The organism is Lacticaseibacillus zeae subsp. silagei (assembly GCF_030770335.1).
Taxonomy (GTDB): domain Bacteria; phylum Bacillota; class Bacilli; order Lactobacillales; family Lactobacillaceae; genus Lacticaseibacillus; species Lacticaseibacillus zeae.
Window position 1 is genome coordinate 903,861 of record NZ_CP132484.1, and the last position, 19,765, is coordinate 923,625.

19 protein-coding genes are annotated in these 19,765 nt (G+C 48.8%); all 19 read left to right on the top strand.

What is annotated here, in order from left to right:
• Positions 1 to 363: 363 nt before the first annotated feature.
• The 19 genes from LACZS1_RS04340 (at position 364) to LACZS1_RS04430 (ending at position 19,696) form a co-directional block, all read left to right on the top strand.
• A complete protein-coding gene (locus tag LACZS1_RS04340) occupies positions 364 to 1,473 on the top strand; it encodes a PDZ domain-containing protein (protein WP_070650236.1) in 1,110 nt (369 codons plus the stop codon).
• A complete protein-coding gene (locus LACZS1_RS04345) occupies positions 1,470 to 2,177 on the top strand; it encodes a response regulator transcription factor (protein ID WP_010489426.1) in 708 nt (235 codons plus the stop codon). The genes LACZS1_RS04340 and LACZS1_RS04345 overlap by 4 nt, the downstream gene beginning before the upstream one ends.
• Positions 2,170 to 3,837: a two-component system histidine kinase PnpS gene (pnpS, locus tag LACZS1_RS04350; protein WP_070650235.1), complete on the top strand. Its 1,668-nt coding sequence runs from the start codon at positions 2,170 to 2,172 to the stop codon at positions 3,835 to 3,837. Before LACZS1_RS04345 ends, pnpS begins: the two co-directional genes overlap by 8 nt.
• A 90-nt stretch (positions 3,838 to 3,927) precedes the next feature.
• On the top strand, positions 3,928 to 4,794 hold the full coding sequence (locus LACZS1_RS04355) for a phosphate ABC transporter substrate-binding protein PstS family protein (protein ID WP_010489423.1): 867 nt from the start codon (positions 3,928 to 3,930) through the stop codon (positions 4,792 to 4,794).
• A 147-nt stretch (positions 4,795 to 4,941) separates the two neighbouring features.
• Positions 4,942 to 5,865, top strand: a complete 924-nt coding sequence (gene pstC / locus LACZS1_RS04360; protein WP_025012523.1) for a phosphate ABC transporter permease subunit PstC — start codon at positions 4,942 to 4,944, stop codon at positions 5,863 to 5,865.
• On the top strand, positions 5,862 to 6,746 hold the full coding sequence (gene pstA / locus LACZS1_RS04365) for a phosphate ABC transporter permease PstA (RefSeq protein ID WP_010489412.1): 885 nt from the start codon (positions 5,862 to 5,864) through the stop codon (positions 6,744 to 6,746). The genes pstC and pstA overlap by 4 nt, the downstream gene beginning before the upstream one ends.
• Positions 6,747 to 6,830: 84 nt before the next feature.
• Entirely contained in the window at positions 6,831 to 7,649 is an 819-nt protein-coding gene (gene pstB / locus LACZS1_RS04370; protein WP_025012524.1) for a phosphate ABC transporter ATP-binding protein PstB, read from the top strand.
• Between the two features lie 9 nt (positions 7,650 to 7,658).
• Positions 7,659 to 8,423, top strand: coding sequence for a phosphate ABC transporter ATP-binding protein PstB (gene pstB / locus LACZS1_RS04375; protein ID WP_306402903.1), 765 nt, complete (start codon positions 7,659 to 7,661; stop codon positions 8,421 to 8,423).
• A gap of 10 nt (positions 8,424 to 8,433) precedes the next feature.
• Positions 8,434 to 9,111 carry a phosphate signaling complex protein PhoU gene (gene phoU, locus LACZS1_RS04380; protein ID WP_070650233.1) on the top strand — a complete coding sequence of 226 codons (678 nt, stop codon included), beginning with the start codon at positions 8,434 to 8,436 and terminating at the stop codon, positions 9,109 to 9,111.
• Between the two features lie 191 nt (positions 9,112 to 9,302).
• Entirely contained in the window at positions 9,303 to 9,980 is a 678-nt protein-coding gene (locus LACZS1_RS04385) for a helix-turn-helix domain-containing protein (RefSeq protein WP_070650229.1), read from the top strand.
• Positions 9,977 to 10,870, top strand: coding sequence for an IS3 family transposase (locus tag LACZS1_RS04390; RefSeq protein ID WP_070650228.1), 894 nt, complete (start codon positions 9,977 to 9,979; stop codon positions 10,868 to 10,870). Before LACZS1_RS04385 ends, LACZS1_RS04390 begins: the two co-directional genes overlap by 4 nt.
• Positions 10,871 to 11,356: 486 nt before the next feature.
• The gene (liaX, locus tag LACZS1_RS04395; protein ID WP_047105799.1) at positions 11,357 to 12,847 is read left to right on the top strand and encodes a daptomycin-sensing surface protein LiaX; all 1,491 of its coding nucleotides are present in this window, start codon (positions 11,357 to 11,359) and stop codon (positions 12,845 to 12,847) included.
• A 12-nt stretch (positions 12,848 to 12,859) separates the two neighbouring features.
• A complete protein-coding gene (locus LACZS1_RS04400; RefSeq protein WP_010489401.1) occupies positions 12,860 to 13,120 on the top strand; it encodes a hypothetical protein in 261 nt (86 codons plus the stop codon).
• 2 nt (positions 13,121 to 13,122) lie between these two features.
• Positions 13,123 to 13,458, top strand: a complete 336-nt coding sequence (locus tag LACZS1_RS04405; protein WP_070650198.1) for a phage holin family protein — start codon at positions 13,123 to 13,125, stop codon at positions 13,456 to 13,458.
• A 228-nt stretch (positions 13,459 to 13,686) separates the two neighbouring features.
• Positions 13,687 to 14,646 (top strand): HPr(Ser) kinase/phosphatase, encoded by a 960-nt coding sequence (hprK, locus tag LACZS1_RS04410; protein ID WP_047105800.1) that lies wholly within the window; start codon positions 13,687 to 13,689, stop codon positions 14,644 to 14,646.
• A 1-nt stretch (position 14,647) separates the two neighbouring features.
• On the top strand, positions 14,648 to 15,475 hold the full coding sequence (lgt, locus tag LACZS1_RS04415; protein WP_070650197.1) for a prolipoprotein diacylglyceryl transferase: 828 nt from the start codon (positions 14,648 to 14,650) through the stop codon (positions 15,473 to 15,475).
• Between the two features lie 10 nt (positions 15,476 to 15,485).
• On the top strand, positions 15,486 to 16,541 hold the full coding sequence (locus LACZS1_RS04420; RefSeq protein WP_070650196.1) for an NAD(P)H-dependent glycerol-3-phosphate dehydrogenase: 1,056 nt from the start codon (positions 15,486 to 15,488) through the stop codon (positions 16,539 to 16,541).
• A 65-nt stretch (positions 16,542 to 16,606) separates the two neighbouring features.
• Positions 16,607 to 17,554 carry a thioredoxin-disulfide reductase gene (gene trxB, locus LACZS1_RS04425; RefSeq protein WP_010489391.1) on the top strand — a complete coding sequence of 316 codons (948 nt, stop codon included), beginning with the start codon at positions 16,607 to 16,609 and terminating at the stop codon, positions 17,552 to 17,554.
• 414 nt (positions 17,555 to 17,968) lie between these two features.
• Positions 17,969 to 19,696 (top strand): phospho-sugar mutase, encoded by a 1,728-nt coding sequence (locus LACZS1_RS04430; protein WP_070650195.1) that lies wholly within the window; start codon positions 17,969 to 17,971, stop codon positions 19,694 to 19,696.
• Positions 19,697 to 19,765 lie beyond the last annotated feature (69 nt).

The following is a 19,765-nucleotide window of genomic DNA, read 5'->3' on the forward strand; positions in this document are numbered from 1 at the left end:
TTTGTTTCCCAAGTATAATTCGTTAAGGGCATTAGGGTAACAGTGCCAAAGCGGAGCAATCGTAGGCCAGATGGGGATCAGCAGTGAAGTCATTGTTGGCGGTTTACCGCCTACAATGAGGCCGAGCTTCGAGACCGCGTACTTTGCGGGCTCGAAGTCGTGCCCACTGCTCTAGCTTCGCGTCGCCACCCCAGCTGGCCGGAGATTGCGGAGTTTGGCACGGCTTGGAACTTATTACCTAAACTTTTTTGTAGACTTCAATACCGCCTCCGCATCACTGAGCCATCTCCGATTGCCCAAACCTTATAGGAGCAGCAGTTGATTTCTGCTATACTGTTTACAGTGAATAGTGGAGGGTTACGAATGGCAGTGATCATTGCCTTACTTATCAGCCCGGTTGGTTTGGCGTTTTGGCTAGCCTTAGGGTTGACGATTTTGTTTGCGGTTCGGCGCACGGGCCGTGAACGCCACCGGTACTTACGGGCGATTCACCCAAAACATATTGAGATTGCCCGGTTTTTTTGGGTAGGTATCCTGATCGGTATTGTGGTATCCGCCATCTCGGTTTTGGCGCGACTTCAGGTCAGTTTAGCTGCCTTATTGGCTATAAGCGGTTTGACCGTGATTGCCTTGATCGTGTCTGCATGGTCGTTTAGTCCATGGTGGCTAGGTCTTGCAAGTTTAGCCGCGTTTATTCGATCAGATTATTCTGATACAGATGGAATGCTGGCAGCTAATTTGGCGCTTTTGATCGGGCTGCTTTGGCTTGCCCAGGCTGTGCTGGCATGGTTGAATCATGGCGACCAACTTGAATCGCCGGTTATTTTGACAGATCGGCGCCAGCGAAAAAGTGCTGCGTTTCGGTTGCGGCAGTTTTATTGGGTACCGTTGTTGGTTCCGGTGGTTCCTACTCAGGTTGACGAGTTGCCGGTTTTGACAGTGATCATTCAAGCATTTGCGATCGTCGGCCTGCCTTTGGTCTTAGGTGCGTCATTTACGTCACAGCATGATCGGGCGAAAATGCATTGGCAACGCAGCTGGCCGTGGTTTGCCGGCGCAGGTGGCGCATTAGTCGCATACGGCGTCGCTGCACGATTACTGTTCCTTCCTGCATTTGCGAGCGCCATCGTGCCTGCATGTATCAGTGTTATTCTTGGAAGCGGGTTACTCTGGCAAGGCCATAAGGTGTACCTGACAGTAACGCGCACTGATCGCGGCGTTGTTTTAATCGGGGTTGTGCCTGATACCCCGGCAGCACAAATGAATCTGCAACCCGGAGATCGGGTGCTTTCCTGTAACCACATCGCGGTGAATAGCGCCAGTGAATTGTACAATGCCATTCAAAAGGAACCCACTTATTGTCGCTTGCGGCTTCAACAGGCAGATGGTGAATTGCGCCTTGCCGAAACCGCAATTTTTGCCGGTGCGCCGCATGAACTTGGTATGATTTTATTCCCGGAGGAGACAGCATGAAGAAGATCTTGATTGTTGATGACGAGCCAGCCATCTTGACGTTGCTGCAATATAATTTAGAAACCGAACACTATCAGGTGGAGACAGCAACCGATGGGCAAGAAGCCTTAGACAAGGTACGTAGCGAACCGTTTGATTTTATTATCCTCGATCTCATGTTACCAAGCCTGAGCGGACTGGATGTTACCCGCAAGATTCGTGAAGATAAGATTCAGACCCCCATCATGATTCTGACGGCGAAGGATAATGAAACGGACAAAATTGTGGGACTTGAATTGGGTGCCGACGACTATGTCACCAAACCGTTTTCGCCACGGGAAATCATCGCACGGATCAAGGCCATCGAACGGCGTAGTCAGAGCCAGCCGCAAACCACGGCGCGCTCCGGTAACGACAATCAGATTACCGTTGGCCAAATCACCATCGATCCGGAAAACTATAAGGCTAGCAAAGCCGGTCACCGGCTGCAACTGACCCCTAAGGAATTTGAGTTGCTGGTTTATTTTGCCCAGCGAGTAGGTAAGACCTTGTCTCGTGACGCTTTGTTAAATGGCGTCTGGGGGTTTGATTATCCAGCTGAAACCCGCATGGTCGATATTCAGGTCAGTCATTTACGGGATAAGATTGAAACCGATCCAAAACATCCGGATTATTTAAAGACAGTTCGGGGATTCGGCTATCAAATGGAGGCACCACATGAATAAACGGGTTTTTCGCCGTGCACTTGTTATTAGTCTGCTATCTTTGGCAGGCTTTTTTGTGCTTGTGACAACAGTGAATCAACAAATCGTTCACCAGCAGGCACGTGATCTTCGCCGGGTGGCCAGAACTTACGTGACGTCTGATCACGATGGCGTTGATCGCCAGGCGCTGGCTGAATCAGAAGCTGCTTTTATCACGATCATTCCGGATAATCCTCAGACCACCAGACAGAAGGTAATGGCTGATGCGTTGCGAGGACGCCGTGCCAAGGCTTTCGTCACATCAGTCAATGTTTATGGGCGAACGGAGCAGGCTTATCTGTTTCGGGATCACGGTCAATGGGTTGCCGTTAGCCGGTATAAATCAAGCGTATGGACCACGGCGCCAGAGCAATTTTGGATTCTGACACTGATCTTCGCGGCCTTAATTGCGCTGATTCTACTCTGGCTTTTCCGCTCTGAACATCAGTATCAGGAAGCCATCCGGGTCATGAGCCACAATCTGGATCGCATCCGCGAAAAAAAGGAACCCGATCCGGTGATTTTGCCGCCGAAGTCACCATTTGTACCTGTGGCACAGCGAATCAATGCGCTCGCCGCTGAACAGGCGCATCTCCGCGAAAAAGTAGCTGTGCGCCAGTCGAGCTTTGATCGCTTAATCGACAACCTACCTTTAGGCGTCATGTTGATTGACACCAACAAAGATGTGATCTTGCACAATCATGCCATGTCGCAGCTTTTGGGGCATCAGATTCCCCAACCGCGTCACAGTTATCTCGACGATGTCAAAACTTACGCGCTTGCGCGGATGATCGAGCATACATTCCGCCATGAAAAGACCCATCATCAGGAACTAACCGTCTTGGCGACCCAAAAGTCGGTGGATGCCTCCGTTATTCCGTTGAATCAAGGCATTAGCCGGCTACAGGTATTGGTGATTTTATATGATGTCACCTATCTCCGGCAGGTTGAAAAAATGCAGCTGGATTTTGTCGGCAATGTCAGCCACGAATTAAAGACACCGGTTACCGCGATTGCCGGGTTTGCGGAAACCTTGTTGAACGGGGCTAAAAATGATCCGGCGACTCTGGATAAATTTTTAGGCATCATTTTCGATGAAAGTAAGCGACTCACCCAGCTGATCAATGATATTCTGACACTGAGCCGGCCGGAAACCAATCAGGCGGTGCAAGCGACAGTTGCGCTTAAGAAGCTGGTTGATGATGCCTTGCGCAATCTGGATAAAGTGATTAAAGATAAACAAATTCAGGTTGAAGTTGCGATTGCACCGGACTTGCAGATTGTTACCGACGAACGTAAGCTGACCCAGATCGTACGGAATCTTTTGAATAATGCTGTCTTTTACAATCGCCTAGCCGGTCACGTAACGATTACCGCACAAGTCGTAGGCGATCACTTATCATTAGCGGTGGCGGATACGGGAATCGGCATTCCGGAAGAAGAACAGGCCCGTATTTTCGAACGCTTCTACCGGGTCGATAAAGCGCGCAGCCGGCACAACGGTGGCACCGGATTGGGATTGGCCATCGTGGCTGAACTGGTGAAAAGTATGGATGGCCGTGTTGCGGTTAATAGTCAGGTTGGGGTTGGCTCAACCTTTACCGTAACATTGCCGGTCGGCCAGAATAATCGTCCGGCTTAACGTTGATGTTTACACAACCTTTACATTCAACAGCATGAACATTTACACACAGCTGATAAGATGGTTGGAGCTTGAAATGGAGGATTTCGTGTGAAAAAAATTGTGACCCTGTTTACGATCATGCTTCTGGCGTTTATGGCAAGTGCATGCGGCAGCAGCAGTAATAGCAAACAGTCAGGTGAATCCATTACCGCAGTTGGATCAAGTGCGCTGCAGCCATTGGTTGAAGCAGCAGGTGAACAATATCAGACGGAACATCTCGGCGTCTTTATTAACGTTCAAGGCGGCGGGAGCGGAACCGGATTGAGCCAGATCCAGCAAGGGGCTGTTGATATTGGCAATTCGGATCTTTTCGCTGAAGAAAAACCGGGCATAAACGCTAAAAAGCTCGTGGACCATAAAGTAGCCGTTGTTGGCATTGCGCCGATTGTTAACCCGGACGTCGGGGTCAAGAATGTCACAATGGCCCAGTTGCAACAGATCTTCCTAGGCCAGATCACCAATTGGAAGCAGTTGGGCGGCAAGAATGTGCCAATCGTTTTGGTTAACCGGGCGCAAGGATCAGGAACCCGGGCAACGTTTGAGAAGTGGGTGCTTCAAGGCAAACAACCGATTGCCGCACAAGAGCAGGATTCGACCGGGATGGTTCGCCAGATTGTCGGCAGCACGCCCGGGGCCATTTCGTACGTTGCCTTTTCCTATATCGATAAAACGGTTCAGAGTCTGTCGGTAGATGGGGTTGCGCCGACCGATGCCAACGTGACCACGAACCGGTGGCGGATCTGGTCGTATGAACACATGTACACGAAAGGCCAGCCGCGCGGGCTAACCAAGCGATTTTTGGCGTATATTATGTCATCACCGATTCAAAAAAAGCTGGTGCAGAAAATGGGCTATATCCCGATGACCCAGATGAAGGTCGTTCGTGATGCCAGTGGCCATGTTAGCAAGCAATAACTGCACAACGGCAGCTTTTTGACGGGCACTTTGCAGCCAAGTGCGATGTGAATGTGACGTTTGGCAACCGAAGTACACGGATCGTTGTCAAAAGGGGCCATTTATTGACATGCACGGTCACGGTGATGAGATTTTAGGAGGGTTATGATGGATCCAATTCGAGAAGCGATGTTAAAAAAATCGCGGTCAGCCAAGTTAGAGCGGCGCGGCAAAATGATTAGCCTATTTTGTATCACCCTAATTGTGATTGTGGTGGTAGCAATCTTTTTCTTTGTTGCATCAAAAGGACTGGCAACATTTTTCCAAAACAAAATCAATCCCTGGTCGTTCCTGACTAAGAGTGTTTGGAACCCTTCGATTAAGGATGCTCATGGAAATCCCGAAGTCGGGGCTTTACCGATGATTGTCGGGTCTTTCGGGGTCACGTTCCTGTCGGCGATTATCGCGACGCCTTTTGCTGTCGGAGCCGGCATCTTTATGACCGAGATTTCCCGTAAATGGGGGCAAAAGATTCTGCAGCCGGTCATCGAGCTGCTGGTTGGGATTCCGTCAGTAGTTTATGGCTTTATCGGATTGTCCGTCATCGTGCCGTTCATTCGTCATATCTTTGGCGGCACCGGCTTTGGGATTTTGGCCGGGACGTTTGTTTTGTTCGTCATGATCCTACCAACCGTGACGTCTATGACAGTTGATGCCTTAAAAGCGGTGCCGCGTCATTATCGTGAAGCATCGTTGGCGTTAGGTGCGACTCGCTGGCAGACGACTTATCGGGTTGTTCTGCGAGCGGCTATTCCCGGCATTTTGACCGGGATTGTTTTCGGCATGGCACGGGCGTTTGGTGAAGCCTTGGCGGTGCAGATGGTCATCGGGAATGCGGCCTTGTTGCCAAAGAATCTGGTATCTCCGGCCTCGACACTGACATCGGTTTTAACCAGCGGCATCGGGAATACCGTCATGGGATCGCTTGACAATAACGCGTTGTGGTCCTTAGCGTTGCTATTGTTGCTGATGTCATTGGCCTTTAACCTGTTGATTCGGTGGATCGGGAAGAAAGGGGAGCTGAACAAATGAATCCGAAAATTGCGGATAAAGTGGCTACCACAGTGCTTTACATTATCTCAGGCATCATCATTATTATTTTGGCAAGCCTGCTTGGTTATATTCTGTTTCAAGGGGTTCCCCATATTTCCTGGCACTTTCTGACAAGTCCGGCGCAAAGCTTTGAGGCTGGCGGTGGGATCGGCATTCAACTGTTCAACTCGTTTTATTTGTTGCTGCTGGCCATGTTGATTTCAACCCCGATTTCCTTAGGGGCCGGCATTTACCTGAGTGAATACGCAAAGAAAAACTGGTTGACGGATGTGATCCGGACTTCCATTGAAATCCTGAGTTCGTTGCCATCAGTTGTTGTCGGTTTGTTTGGTTTCCTGATTTTTGTTTTGCAGTTTAAGTTTGGATTTTCGATTTTGTCGGGTGCGCTGGCATTGACGGTTTTCAACTTGCCACTGTTAACGCGAAATGTTGAAGATTCATTGCGCGGCGTTGGCAATGAGCAGCGCGAAGCAGGCTTGGCCCTTGGACTTTCACGCTGGGAAACGGTGTTACATGTCGTGATGCCTGAAGCGTTGCCGGGGATCATTACCGGGATGATTCTTGGTGCCGGCCGGGTGTTCGGTGAAGCTGCGGCATTAATTTATACAGCCGGGCAAAGTGCGCCGGCGCTTGATTTTACCAATTGGAATCCGGCGAACATTGCTAGCCCGTTGAATCCGTTCCGCCCAGCCGAGACGCTGGCGGTGCATATCTGGAAAATCAACTCTGAAGGGATTCAGCCGGATGCGGTTGCGGTTTCCGCCGGTGCCAGTGCGGTGCTGGTTATCGCCGTTCTAATCTTCAATGTGGGTGCGCGGTATTTTGGTAATCGTTTATTCAAAAAGATGACCGCCGCTTAATGCGTGGTTCACGGTGATGATTTGCGCGGATGCCGCGATGAAGACGGTCATGGCGCCTATCATGAAAAGGCATGGAGGTTCAAGATGCAAGAACTTGAAAAGTATTCTTTAGATGATACGTATATCCGCCCGTTTGATCGGGACAAGCAGGAGATTGCCATTGAAACGAAGGACCTGCATGTTTTTTATGGCGACAGTGAGGCCATTCATGGCGTATCGCTGCCTTTTGAACGGTATAAAATCACCGCATTGATCGGCTCGAGTGGCTCCGGGAAGTCGACCTACTTGCGTTCGCTGAATCGAATGAACGATAATATTGAAAGCGCCCGTGTCACTGGCAAGATCATGTATCGCAACATCGATATTAACAGCGATGCCGTTGATGTCTATGAAATGCGCAAACACATCGGAATGGTTTTCCAACGGCCTAATCCGTTTGCGAAGTCTATTTATGACAATATTGCCTTTGCATTACGCCGCTTTGGTCTCAAAGACAAAAAGAAGCTGGATGAGATTGTTGAAACCAGTTTGAAACAAGCCGCCTTATGGGATCAGGTTAAAGATGATCTGAATCAAAGCGGCATGTCGCTGTCAGGTGGTCAGGCACAACGGTTGTGTATCGCCCGGGCCATTGCAATGAAGCCGGATATTCTGTTGCTTGATGAGCCGGCCAGTGCGTTGGATCCGATTTCGACTTCAGCGGTCGAAGATACCTTGCTAGCGTTGAAGGATAAGTATACGATTATCATCGTGACACATAACATGCAGCAGGCGGCTCGGATTAGCGACTATACCGCGTTCTTTTATAGCGGCGCCGCACTTGAATATGATGAAACCCGTAAGATCTTCACGCGTCCCAAGATTAAAGCAACCAACGATTATGTTTCCGGACATTTCGGCTAGGAGGTCCCCATGGCTGAAGCACAAAAAATCATTACCAGTTCAGACGTTCATCTTTTTTACGGCAAGTTTGAAGCACTAAAAGGGATTAGTCTGGATTTCAACCAGCACGAAATCACGGCTTTAATCGGGCCTTCAGGTTGTGGTAAGTCGACCTATTTACGCACGCTTAATCGGATGAACGATCTGATCCCAGGCGTCACGATTACCGGTACGGTCAGCTTGCACGGTCAAAACATCTACGCACCAAACGAAGATGTGGTTCAGTTACGCAAACAAGTTGGCATGGTGTTTCAACAACCGAATCCTTTTCCTTTTTCGATTTATGAAAATGTGATTTATGGGTTACGTTTGGCTGGTGTCAAAGATAAAAGTAAGCTGGATGAGGTCGTTGAAACAAGCTTAAAGCAAGCGGCCATTTGGGATGAAGTCAAAGACCATTTGCATGACAGTGCGTTATCGTTGTCAGGCGGCCAACAACAGCGGGTGTGCATCGCGCGGGTGCTGGCGGTTAAGCCGGATGTTATTTTGTTGGATGAACCGACCAGTGCCTTGGATCCGATATCCAGCACTCAAATCGAAAATATGTTGCTGGGCTTACGCGATCAGTACACGATCATTTTGGTAACGCACAGTATGCATCAAGCATCCCGAATCTCGGACAAAACGGCCTTTTTCTTAACCGGTAATTTGATCGAATTCGCTGACACGAAACAAATGTTTTTAAATCCAAAAGAAAAGGAAACCGAAGACTACATCACTGGACGCTTCGGGTAGGAGGGGTAGTATGCGACGACTTTTTGTTGACGAATTGAACGATCTTCATGTACGTTTTTCGGAAATGGGGATGATGGTCAATGAGGCCATCTATAAGTCCGTGAAAGCCTTCATTAATCATGACAAGATTTTGGCCCGCGAAGTGATCCAGGAAGACAAACACATCAATGAACGCGAAGTCGATTTGGAAAAACGCAGCTTTGAGCTGATTGCCCTGCAGCAACCGGTCACAACAGATCTGCGGGTCATTGTGACGGTGATGAAAGCAAGCTCTGATCTCGAGCGAATGGGCGATCATGCGGTTTCCATTGCCAAATCAACGATTCGCGTCAAAGGCAAAACCCGGGTGCCACAAATCGAAACCGAGATTGCCGGCATGGCCGAAGCGGTCAAGGAAATGGTGGAGCAGGTTTTGGACGCCTATGTTAAGGAAGACTCCGCGCGGGCGCGCAAAATTGCGCTTGAAGACCACGGGATTAACGACTTCTCATCCCGAATTTATAAAGAATGTATTCGCCAGATGCAGGACAACCCGGAAACCGTGGTTGGCTCGATGGACTACATGCTCGTCTCCTCTTATCTGGAACGGATCGGCGATTATGTCACCAACATCTGCGAGTGGATTGTTTACTTAAAGACTGGGAAGATCACTGAACTCAACTCCAATGCGATTGAGGACAAGTTCTGATGAAGGGACACTTCAACAATGAGGATTGTTAAAAGTGCTCAGTTAGTATTTATGCTCAATCAACAGGTATGACCATAATTCACCTTGGTAATTTAAAAACGGACATACTCAACAGCAATGTGTGCGATAATCCCTTTATGGTTGTCAGATGAAATATCATAATTCATCTGATGATCATGGAGGGATTTTCTATGCCCAGATCTAAGCATACAGCTCAAGAAAAGTTACTCATATTGGAGGAGTTCAGACATTCGAATATAAGTATCAGTAGTTTCTCCCGTCAACACGGTCTTGGTGATCGTACATTACAACGTTGGCAGGCGCGCTATGAACGCGATGGGATTAAGGGATTAGAGGAAGCTCGAAAGAATCAACATTATACCAAGGAACAAAAGCTTGAAGCAGTACTTGCTTATCTCAGTGGTGAAGGGTCATTAGCCGAAGTCACGATGCAATTTGGTCTGCGCTCATCAACACAATTGCAAAGATGGATAGCCATGTATAATAGGGATCATCAATCTTTGACGGCTTCACCGTCTAGAAAGCAGGTCCCCACCATGAGTCGTACAACCACCTTCGAAGAACGCATTAAAGTCGTTGAATATGTCACTAAGGGTAAGCACTCCTATACTGAAGCGGCAGCCCATTTTGATGTGTCTTATCAACAGGCACGGTCTTGGGTGATCAAGGCTCGCGAAGGCGGTTATGAGGCGCTGGTAGATAACCGTGGTCACCACAAAGACAAGCGTGATCTAACCGAATTAGACAAGGCCAAACTGCGCATTCGTCAACTAGAAGCTGAGCTCAAGGACAAAGAGCTAGTGGAGGCCTTTGTAAAAAAATTACTGGAAATCCAGCACAAGGAGTGATCAAACAACACCGACAAGCTTACCGTGCCATCGAAGAAGTTAGTCAAGGCCAACATGGCGCTGTCACAAAGTTATTGGACGTTATTGGCATCAGCCGTCAAGCTTATTACAAAGGCTTAAGGCGGGAGGAAACAGTGTGGGAGGCCCACGATCGACGGCTTAAGGAGCGGACTCAATATTGGTTTGATTTTCATCACCAAGGCATTGGTGCTGGGAATCTCCTGATCAACTTACAACAAGATGAGCTGATTGACTTTCCGGTCACGATCAAACAAGTTCGTCGCGTCATGCGCGAGCTTGGCATTCGATGTCAGATCCGCCAAAAACGGCATAGGCGCGTCAAGCAATCTGAACAGTACCTGCAAGACAATGTGCTCAATCAATGCTTCTACGTGGAACGCCCTAATCAAGTCTGGCTAGCCGACTCAACCGAGTTGAAATACGGTATCAACGGCGAGTACAAGATGCGCCTCAGTGGCGTTCTTGACCTCTATGGCCGCAATCTGTTGGCTTACAACCTGAGTGCAACCGAAACAACCGCTGCCGAGATTCAGGTCTTCCAGCGCGCTTTCACTCGCGCTGGCAACGTCCATCCGCTCATTCATACTGATCGTGGTTCCGCCTATACATCCAAGGCATTCAACCGCTACCTCAACCAATTTGAAGTCACACGAAGTATGTCACGGCCGGGAACGCCCTATGACAACGCACCGATAGAGCGCTGGTGGAACGAGTTTAAACTGCGGTGGATGGATCGTCATCCAATGGCAAAGACTTACAAGGAATTCGTCAAGCTCGTTGAAGACGGGATCCACTATTTCAATCACGAAAACCGTTCAGGACAAAGAGACGGCCTTACCCCAGAAGAATACTGGAATAAGGCCGTCTAAAAGCTACCAAAATTTTATATTATTTCATCTGTCAACTTGACAGGGCCGACCGCAGTGAGCATGTTCGTTTTTGTTTTGCCTAGAGTAATTTGTCAGAGCATTGAGATGTTAGTGCCAAAGCGGAGCAATCGTAGGCCAGATGGGGCTCAGGGGTGAAATTGGCATTAAACGGGCGGTTTTCCCGTTTTAGGCCAAGGCCGAGCTTTGAGACTCAGCCGGGTTTGCTGAGGCTCAAAGTCGTGCCCACCCCGTTCCAGCCCCATCTGGCCGGAGATTGCGGAGTTTGGCACGGCTTGGAACTTATTGCCTAAGCTTTTTCGACCGTTCAGAATCAAACTATGAGCGCACCTACTAAATTATGATTCAACCTCGTTATAAATGAACCGTCCGCCTTCCGACCCGTTTAAAAATCAACCTTTGGACCTATGCGCCGTGGTCAAATTCCGTGCATACTAATCATGTAATCAAATCCTGGAGGGATAACCCATGAATGAACGCGAAAGAATTTTAGACCTCGTCAAAAAAGGCGTTATTTCAAGCGAAGAGGCACTGGTACTTTTGGAGAACCTCGCCAAACAGCAAGGCTCCCAAGCCGACAGCCCGGCCGATCATACTGCTCCCGAAGACAACTCGGAGTCAGATACGCATGATCAAGCCAAGCACGATGATCACGAAGAAACCGATACTGACACCGATGCTGCGTTGACCGAACTCAACACCGAGATTGCCGAAGCAGCCGGTGCATTGGACGCGGCAACAACGCAAGTAACCAGCATCAACAAGCAAATTGAAGCCAATAACGAACAGATTATCGTCTTAGACACGATGGAAGATCTTGAAGCTTTGTCCCCAGAGAAATACCAAAAGCGCGGGGAATTAAAGCAGGAGAATCAGAAACTCACCGATCAACTAGCCGAGTTAAATGGCCAGGTTGAGTCACTTAAAGCCAACCTTGCCACCCTTCGTCATCAGAAACATGATCTGGAACGTCAAAAGATCGGCGACAAGATTTTCAATGACGAGTGGCAAAAAGATGCCCGTGACGTCTTTTCCGAACTTGGTAAAAATATCGGGGATGCGACCTCGCAAATCGGCGGTTTTGTCAAAGATACTGTCAACAATGTCTTGGATAATGTCGATTGGAAGAATGTCACCGTTACCGTTCCTGGCTTAGCCACAGAGAAGTTCGAGCATGTATTTAAATTTCCTGACAGTAAGGCAACCATTTTGGATGTGAAGGTTGCTAATGGTGACGTGCATTTTAAGCCTTGGGATCAACCGGGTATTCAAGTCGAAGCAGCCATCAAGCTGTACGGCAAAATGGATGCACCGACACCGCTGGACGCGTTTAACGACCGCAGCCGGATTGATGTTACCGATGATCATTTCAGTTTCCAGGTGCCTAATAAGCGCGTTCAGGCCGATCTAGTCATTTCACTGCCAAAACGCAGCTATGATCATGTGGCCGTGCGCTTACTCAACGGTAGTGCGGATCTGACCGGCATGAGCGGAAAAGATTTTTATGTCAAGAGTACCAATGGTCAAATGACCTTCACTAATATTGATGGTGTCATGATCGAAAGTGAAGGTGTTAATGGCTCTATCAAGGTTCAGGGTGGCCATACGCATGACTTATTGCTGACCACTGTTAACGGTGATGTTTCAGTTGATGCCGACCCGGCAACTGCCGCACTGAAAACCGTAAATGGAACGGTTCGCGCAACCTATCACACTGACTTTACCAAAATTGAAGGGACTTCGATGAATGGCAATGTGAAAGTTGCTGTGCCGGCTTCGATTGCCTTAAATGGCGAAGCCCGGACCCATTTTGGCAGTATTAAGAGTCGCCTGAGCAATGTGACCGAACCGGCAAAAGGGATTAAACGCTTCGAACTGGAGCGACCGGGCACTGGTAGCAGCGAGTTGAAACTCAATACGACCAGTGGCAATATTCAACTGAAAGATTCAAATGACTAAGGGGGATCGCTTATGCCTTTTCTATTAATTCCATTAATGTTTTTCATCGTTGGCTTGGTTTTGGTGGCGGTATTTGCGATCGGGATCATCTTGTTGAAAATGTTAATCGTACCGGCACTTCTGGTGGTTTTGGCTGTATGGCTATTCTCGCGCCATGACCGTGATGGCCGCCGTGGTCCACGGCATCCATATCGCGATCAAGGTACGTCGCGACCGCGTAAAAACGCTACCCACGTTACCGAGTCACATGATGATGATTGGAGCGATTTCTAGTCATGAATTTCATCAAACGTACCATCATCACAACCGCCGTTTTCTTAATCTATGCGCAACTGTTTCCTAGTCAACTCTATGTTGCGGGCTTTGGTGTGGCCGTTGTCGGTGCGCTTGTTTTAGGAGTTCTTAATGGCTTGCTACGACCAATCCTGGTGATTCTGTCGATTCCAATTACAATTCTCACGTTAGGATTGTTTTTAATCGTCCTCAACGGCTTGATGCTCAGTATGATGACGTGGTTCGTGTCCGGAATTGTTTTCAGCAGTTTTGGCTCGACCATGGTACTGGCCATCATCATTTCAGTAATGAATATGATTTTTGTGGGTAAAAAATAGTGCGGCTTGATTGAAAGCTGCGGTAAGAGTCGGTTCTCAAGACAAAAGTTGTCTAGGGGGACCGACTTTTTTTATCTGAGCGTAATCCGGCGCACTAATGGGAAGTAACCTTTTGACCTTATTCTGGCGAAATGCGGCGACTTTGAAAGCTATTTTCCCTGTCGTCCCCGTGTGGTTCACCGAGTTATGGTAAAATGAAGCAAACATGGCGAAAGAAAGGTGGACTTCATGGCAGACAGCGTGACGGTACGGCAACTCGTCAAGGCGACTAAGCTTGAGGTATACAGTGGTGAGGAGTATCTTGATTCTCGGCAGGTCGTTTTGAGCGATATTTCGCGTCCCGGACTTGAGTTGACGGGTTACTTTAATTATTATCCGCATGAACGGATTCAACTTTTTGGTCGGACAGAAATTTCATTTGCGCGGAATATGTCCTCGGAAGAGCGGTTATTGATTTTGAAACGGATGGCAACCGAGGACACCCCGGCGTTTCTGGTGTCGCGCGGGTTGCAACCACCGGCGGAAATGATTACGGCGGCCACCGCGGCGCATATTCCGGTATTGGGTTCACGGTTACCGACAACGCGGCTGTCAAGCTTGATCACCGAATACTTAGACGGACAGCTGGCAGAACGCCGCAGTATGCATGGCGTTTTGGTTGATATTTATGGTCTGGGCGTACTGATCACCGGCGATTCCGGCGTTGGTAAATCAGAAACGGCTTTGGAACTGGTTCAACGTGGGCACCGGCTGATCGCTGATGACCGGGTGGATGTTTATCAACAGGATGAACAAACCATCGTGGGTGCTGCGCCGCCGATTCTCTCACATCTGCTGGAAATTCGTGGCTTGGGTATTATTGATGTCATGAATCTTTTTGGTGCCGGTGCTGTTCGCGAAGACACCACCATTTCGCTTATTGTTCATTTGGAAAACTGGACGCCGGATAAGACATTTGACCGGCTGGGTTCCGGTGAACAGACACAGCTTATTTTTGACGTACCGGTTCCTAAGATTACGATACCGGTTAAAGTTGGGCGTAACCTGGCGATCATCATTGAAGTGGCAGCCATGAATTTCCGCGCCAAGTCAATGGGCTATGATGCGACCAAGACATTCGAAAAAAATCTTAATCATCTGATCGAACATAACGAAGCAAACGACCAGAGCAGTTCGGAGGAAAAATAACTTGTTATTAGTACTCAATCCAATCGCGTTTCAGTTGGGTGGTCTGGAAGTTCATTGGTACGGGATTATTATTGCCAGTGCTGTTTTACTGGCAGTCTATCTGGCGATGAAGGAAGCACCAAAACGCGGTATTAAAGAAGATCACATTCTGAATTTGATTTTATGGGCGTTGCCATTTGCACTCATCGGGGCACGCCTTTATTATGTGGCATTTGAATGGCCATATTATGCTGCCCATCCCGGCGAGATTATTGCCATTTGGCATGGCGGCATTGCAATTTATGGGGCTTTGATTGCCAGCGTGATTGTTTTTGCTATTTATTGCCGAATTGAGTGGCTGCCAGCCTGGCTAGTACTTGATATTGCGGCGCCCACGGTTATGCTGGCGCAAGCGATTGGCCGCTGGGGCAATTTCATGAATCAGGAAGCTCATGGTGCGATCACAAGTCTGGCTTACTTACGTGGCTTGCATCTGCCAGAGTTTATCATTCAGCAAATGAATATTGGCGGCGCATATCGCCAGCCGACATTTTTGTATGAAAGTATGTGGAATCTGGTTGGCTTTGCCTTAATCATGACGGTGCGGCATCATCAGCATTGGTTCAAGCAAGGCGAGGTTGTCTTGAGTTACGTGATGTGGTACAGCTTCGGCCGTTTCTTTGTTGAAGGCATGCGAACCGATTCACTGTATGTGGTGCCAGGGTTACGGGTTTCCCAGATTCTGTCGATTATTTTGTTCATCGCGGCTGGTGCGTTAATCTGGTATCGGCGGCGCCGGGGAGACGTTGCATGGTATTTAGACGGTAATCCGCTGAAAGCAGTTGAATAGGAGTGATTTTGTGCCGACAAAAATAGCAGTGTTAGGTGCTGGTTCATGGGGAACGGTGTTAGCAAACTTGCTAACGGAAAATGGCCATGACGTTTATTTATGGAGTCATAGTCCGGAACAAGTTGCGACCATGAAGCAGACTCACAAAAATGAGCATTACCTGGGTGCTGAATTTACATTACATGATGCGCTTCACGTGACCGCAGATTTAGGCCAGGCGTTGGACCAGGCGACCGTGATTTTATTCGTGGTGCCGACCAATGCCATTCGCAGTGTGGCCGAACAGGTCAAGCCGATTTTGCAGGCGCACCGTGGCCGCGGCGAGCAGCCGATTATTGTCCATGCGGCAAAAGGCTTGGAACGCGGCAGCGAGTTGCGAATTTCGCAGGTTTTGGCTGACGTCTTGCCATCGGATCTCATTCAAGGGATCGTTGTGATTTCCGGGCCGAGTCATGCCGAAGATGTTGCTACGCATGACATTACCACCTTAACCGCCGCATCTGAAGATTTGCCGCTGGCGAAAAAAGTGCAACAGCTGTTCATGAATGACTATTTTCGGCTTTATACCAATACCGATGTCATCGGCGTCGAAATCGGTGCAGCGTTAAAAAATGTGATTGCAATCGGTGCCGGGGCGTTGCATGGCCTCGGCTACGGCGATAACACCAAAGCCGCCTTGATGACCCGCGGGTTGGCGGAAATCAGTCGGGTGGGCGTAAAATTAGGTGCTGAGCCGCTCACGTTTATCGGCCTATCCGGTGTCGGCGACTTAATTGTGACTTGCACTTCCGTTCACAGCCGCAATTGGCGCGCCGGCAATGCGCTGGGTCAAGGCGAGAAGCTTTCAGACGTGTTGAAGAATATGGGAATGGTGGTCGAAGGTGTTTCCACGACCAAGGTTGCTCATCACATGGCGCGTGAGTTAGGTGTCGATATGCCGATTACCGATGCGATTTACCAGGTCCTGTATGAAAATGCCCCAATTCGCGCGGTGATTACCGATCTCATGCAGCGATCCGGCAAACCGGAATTTGATTTTGACAATGCTAGTTTACAAAAGCACTAAAACCCTGTATATTAGACTACGTAGCTTACTATTTGTAAGCAATACGGCAAAAGGAGAGACTGCCAATGGCAAAAAAATATGATGTAATCGTGATCGGTGCCGGTCCCGGCGGCATGACGGCGGCGCTTTATGCTTCGCGTGCCAATTTGTCAGTGTTAATGCTTGATCGCGGTGTCTATGGCGGTCAAATGAACAACACCGCTGAAGTAGAAAACTATCCGGGCTACAAGTCAATCCTTGGGCCTGATCTTGGCCAAAAAATGTATGATGGCGCCACTCAATTTGGTGCCGAATACGCCTATGGTAATGTCATCAGCGTCCAGAATCATGGCGCAACCAAGTTGGTCAAGACTGATGAAGACGAATTTGAAGCCAAAGCAATTGTCATTGCGACAGGCGCAGAACACAAAAAGCTGGGTGTACCCGGCGAAGAAGCCTATAGCGGCCGCGGGGTTTCGTACTGCGCAGTCTGCGACGGGGCCTTCTTTAAAGACCGCGAGCTTGCCGTTATTGGCGGTGGCGATTCCGCGATCGAGGAAGGCCTTTACCTGACCCAAATGGCCAAAAAGGTAACGGTTATTCACCGGCGTGATCAACTGCGTGCGCAACAGATTATCCAGAAACGCGCATTTGCCAATGACAAGATGCATTTTGTCTGGAACGCCCAGGTTCAGGAAATCCAAGGCGATGACATGAAAGTCACCGGCGTCAAGTATCGTGATAAGGAAACCGGTGAAGAGCATGTTCTGCCAGTTGCCGGTGTCTTCATTTATGTCGGCATCATGCCGATGACCGAACCATTCCAGGATCTCGGCATTCTGGACGATCATGGTTGGATTCCAACTGATGATCACATGCGGACAAAGGTACCGGGCATCTTTGCCATCGGTGATGTTCGTGCCAAAGACCTGCGGCAGATCACCACAGCGGTAGGCGAAGGCGGTACTGCTGGGCAAGGCGTTTTCAACTATATCCAAAGTTTGAATGATACCAACATTGAAGTTAAAGCTTAGTTATTTTTAGTGTACTAGAAGTGATTCGAAGCTAAAAATAGGAGACGGCCATGGCCTAGTATAAGGCCAAACTTTAAAAGCAAACTTACATTCCATTGATACGATGGTGGTAAGTTTGTTTTTTTTGTTTACTTATGAATAACTTGTCAAGTCTCTTGAGATCTTAGTGCCAAAGCGGAGCAATCGTAGGCCAGATGGGGCTCAAAGTCGTGCCCACCCCGTTCCAGCCCCAGCTGGCCGGAGATTGCGGAGTTTGGCACGGTATAGAATTTATTGCCCCAACTTCTCAATGGATCGCAAAAGAATTTTCTTATTTGAGCGCGTTTTCAACCAAGCGTTGGTTACTTATAGTATGATTGGAAAGGGAAGGGCTGTACCCGAAATTATTAATTTAGACAGATAGGAGCTGATCACGTGAGTTACCGTGATACGTATCAACAATGGGTTGATGAACCAACACTTGATCCGGAGCTAAAAGCTGATCTTAAGAAAATGGCTGACGACGAAACAACTAAGGAAGAGGCGTTCGCTGCGCCCATGGCATTTGGGACTGCCGGCATGCGCGGCGTTCTTGGTGCAGGCATTGGCCGGATGAACATTTATACGGTACGCCAGGCAACTGAGGGCCTGGCGCGGTTTATGGATACTTTGACGGATGAAACAAAGGCGCGCGGCGTCGCCATTAGCTATGATTCCCGCTACATGAGTCAGGAATTTGCTTATCAAAGTGCGGGGGTGCTTGGCGCTCACGGCATCAAGAGTTATGTGTTTGACCAGCTGCGGCCAACACCGGAGTTGAGTTTTGCGGTGCGTCATTTGAAGACTTACGCCGGGATTATGATTACGGCTAGCCATAACCCGAAGCAATACAATGGCTACAAGATTTATGGTCCAGATGGCGGTCAAATGCCGCCGGAAGAATCCGACAAAATTACCAAGTACGCTCGGTCGGCATCTGATCTTTTTGCGATTAAAGCGTTAAATGTTCACGAGTTGCGGGCCAAGGATTTAATGCAGCCGATTGGTGAAGATGTGGATGAAGCCTATTATGCTGAAGTGGCCACAGTGACAATCAATCCTGACTTGGTCCACACTGTCGGGAAGAATATGTCACTGGTTTATAGCCCGTTACATGGGACTGGCCGCATTCCGGCACAAATGGTTTTGCGCAATGCCGGGTTTGAAAACTTCCGCTTGGTTCCGGAACAAAGCATTGCTGATCCGGAATTTGCGACAACCCCGTTCCCGAACCCTGAATTTGCCCAAGTCTTTGATTTGCCGATCGCATTGGGCAAGAAAATCGGTGCGGATGTGTTGATTGCCACTGATCCGGATGCCGATCGTTTGGGGACCGCGGTCAAAGTTGGCGACCATTATCAGTTGCTGACCGGTAATCAAATTGCTTCGGTATTGCTGCACTATATTCTCGAAGCCCGCAAACAAGCTGGCACGTTGCCGAAAAACGGCGCAGTTGTGAAGTCAATCGTTTCAACCGAATTAGCGACGGCGATTGCGAAAGATTACGGCGTGGACATGATTAACGTGCTAACCGGCTTCAAGTTTATCGGCGATCAAATCAAGCACTTCCAGGCCACTGGTGAGCATGAGTTTCTCTTTGGCTTTGAAGAAAGCTATGGTTATCTGATCAAACCATTCGTTCGGGATAAAGACGCGATCCAGTCAACAGTCTTGCTGGCTGAAGTAGCCGCATACTACCAGTCACAAGGCAAGACACTTTGGGATGGCGTTCAGGAACTGTACAAGAAATATGGTTACTATGCTGAAAAGACGGTTGGCGTTGATTTTGAAGGCGTTGACGGTCCAAAGCAAATGGCCAATCTCATGACGAAGTTCCGCGAAGAGCAGCCGGATGATTTTGGCGGTGTCAAGATTGCCAAAGTGGAAGACTTCCTGAGTCAAGAAGCGAAGTCGGCAGACGGCACGGTTGAAAAACTGACGATGCCTTCTAGCAACGTGCTGAAATACATTTTGGAAGACGGCACCTGGATTGCGATTCGCCCATCCGGCACCGAGCCAAAAGTCAAATTCTATGTTGGCACCAAGGCAGAAACTGATGCAAAAGCACAGGAGAAACTTGAGGCGTTCGAAAAAGCCTTGAATGATTTTCGTGAGGAAGCCTAAGCCAATCAGTGTGGTAAAGGCGTTTTCTGCGTAAGCTTAAATAGATCCTGACAAAACGTTCAGGGTCTA

Excerpts from the sequence above, each read along its gene's own strand:
- LACZS1_RS04340 (WP_070650236.1), top strand. The coding sequence starts at position 364 with ATGGCAGTGATCATTGCCTTACTTATCAGCCCGGTTGGTTTGGCGTTT.
- LACZS1_RS04345 (WP_010489426.1), top strand. The coding sequence starts at position 1,470 with ATGAAGAAGATCTTGATTGTTGATGACGAGCCAGCCATCTTGACGTTG.
- pnpS (WP_070650235.1), top strand. The coding sequence starts at position 2,170 with ATGAATAAACGGGTTTTTCGCCGTGCACTTGTTATTAGTCTGCTATCT.
- pstC (WP_025012523.1), top strand. The coding sequence starts at position 4,942 with ATGGATCCAATTCGAGAAGCGATGTTAAAAAAATCGCGGTCAGCCAAG.
- pstA (WP_010489412.1), top strand. The coding sequence starts at position 5,862 with ATGAATCCGAAAATTGCGGATAAAGTGGCTACCACAGTGCTTTACATT.
- pstB (WP_025012524.1), top strand. The coding sequence starts at position 6,831 with ATGCAAGAACTTGAAAAGTATTCTTTAGATGATACGTATATCCGCCCG.
- pstB (WP_306402903.1), top strand. The coding sequence starts at position 7,659 with ATGGCTGAAGCACAAAAAATCATTACCAGTTCAGACGTTCATCTTTTT.
- phoU (WP_070650233.1), top strand. The coding sequence starts at position 8,434 with ATGCGACGACTTTTTGTTGACGAATTGAACGATCTTCATGTACGTTTT.
- LACZS1_RS04385 (WP_070650229.1), top strand. The coding sequence starts at position 9,303 with ATGCCCAGATCTAAGCATACAGCTCAAGAAAAGTTACTCATATTGGAG.
- liaX (WP_047105799.1), top strand. The coding sequence starts at position 11,357 with ATGAATGAACGCGAAAGAATTTTAGACCTCGTCAAAAAAGGCGTTATT.
- LACZS1_RS04400 (WP_010489401.1), top strand. The coding sequence starts at position 12,860 with ATGCCTTTTCTATTAATTCCATTAATGTTTTTCATCGTTGGCTTGGTT.
- LACZS1_RS04405 (WP_070650198.1), top strand. The coding sequence starts at position 13,123 with ATGAATTTCATCAAACGTACCATCATCACAACCGCCGTTTTCTTAATC.
- hprK (WP_047105800.1), top strand. The coding sequence starts at position 13,687 with ATGGCAGACAGCGTGACGGTACGGCAACTCGTCAAGGCGACTAAGCTT.
- trxB (WP_010489391.1), top strand. The coding sequence starts at position 16,607 with ATGGCAAAAAAATATGATGTAATCGTGATCGGTGCCGGTCCCGGCGGC.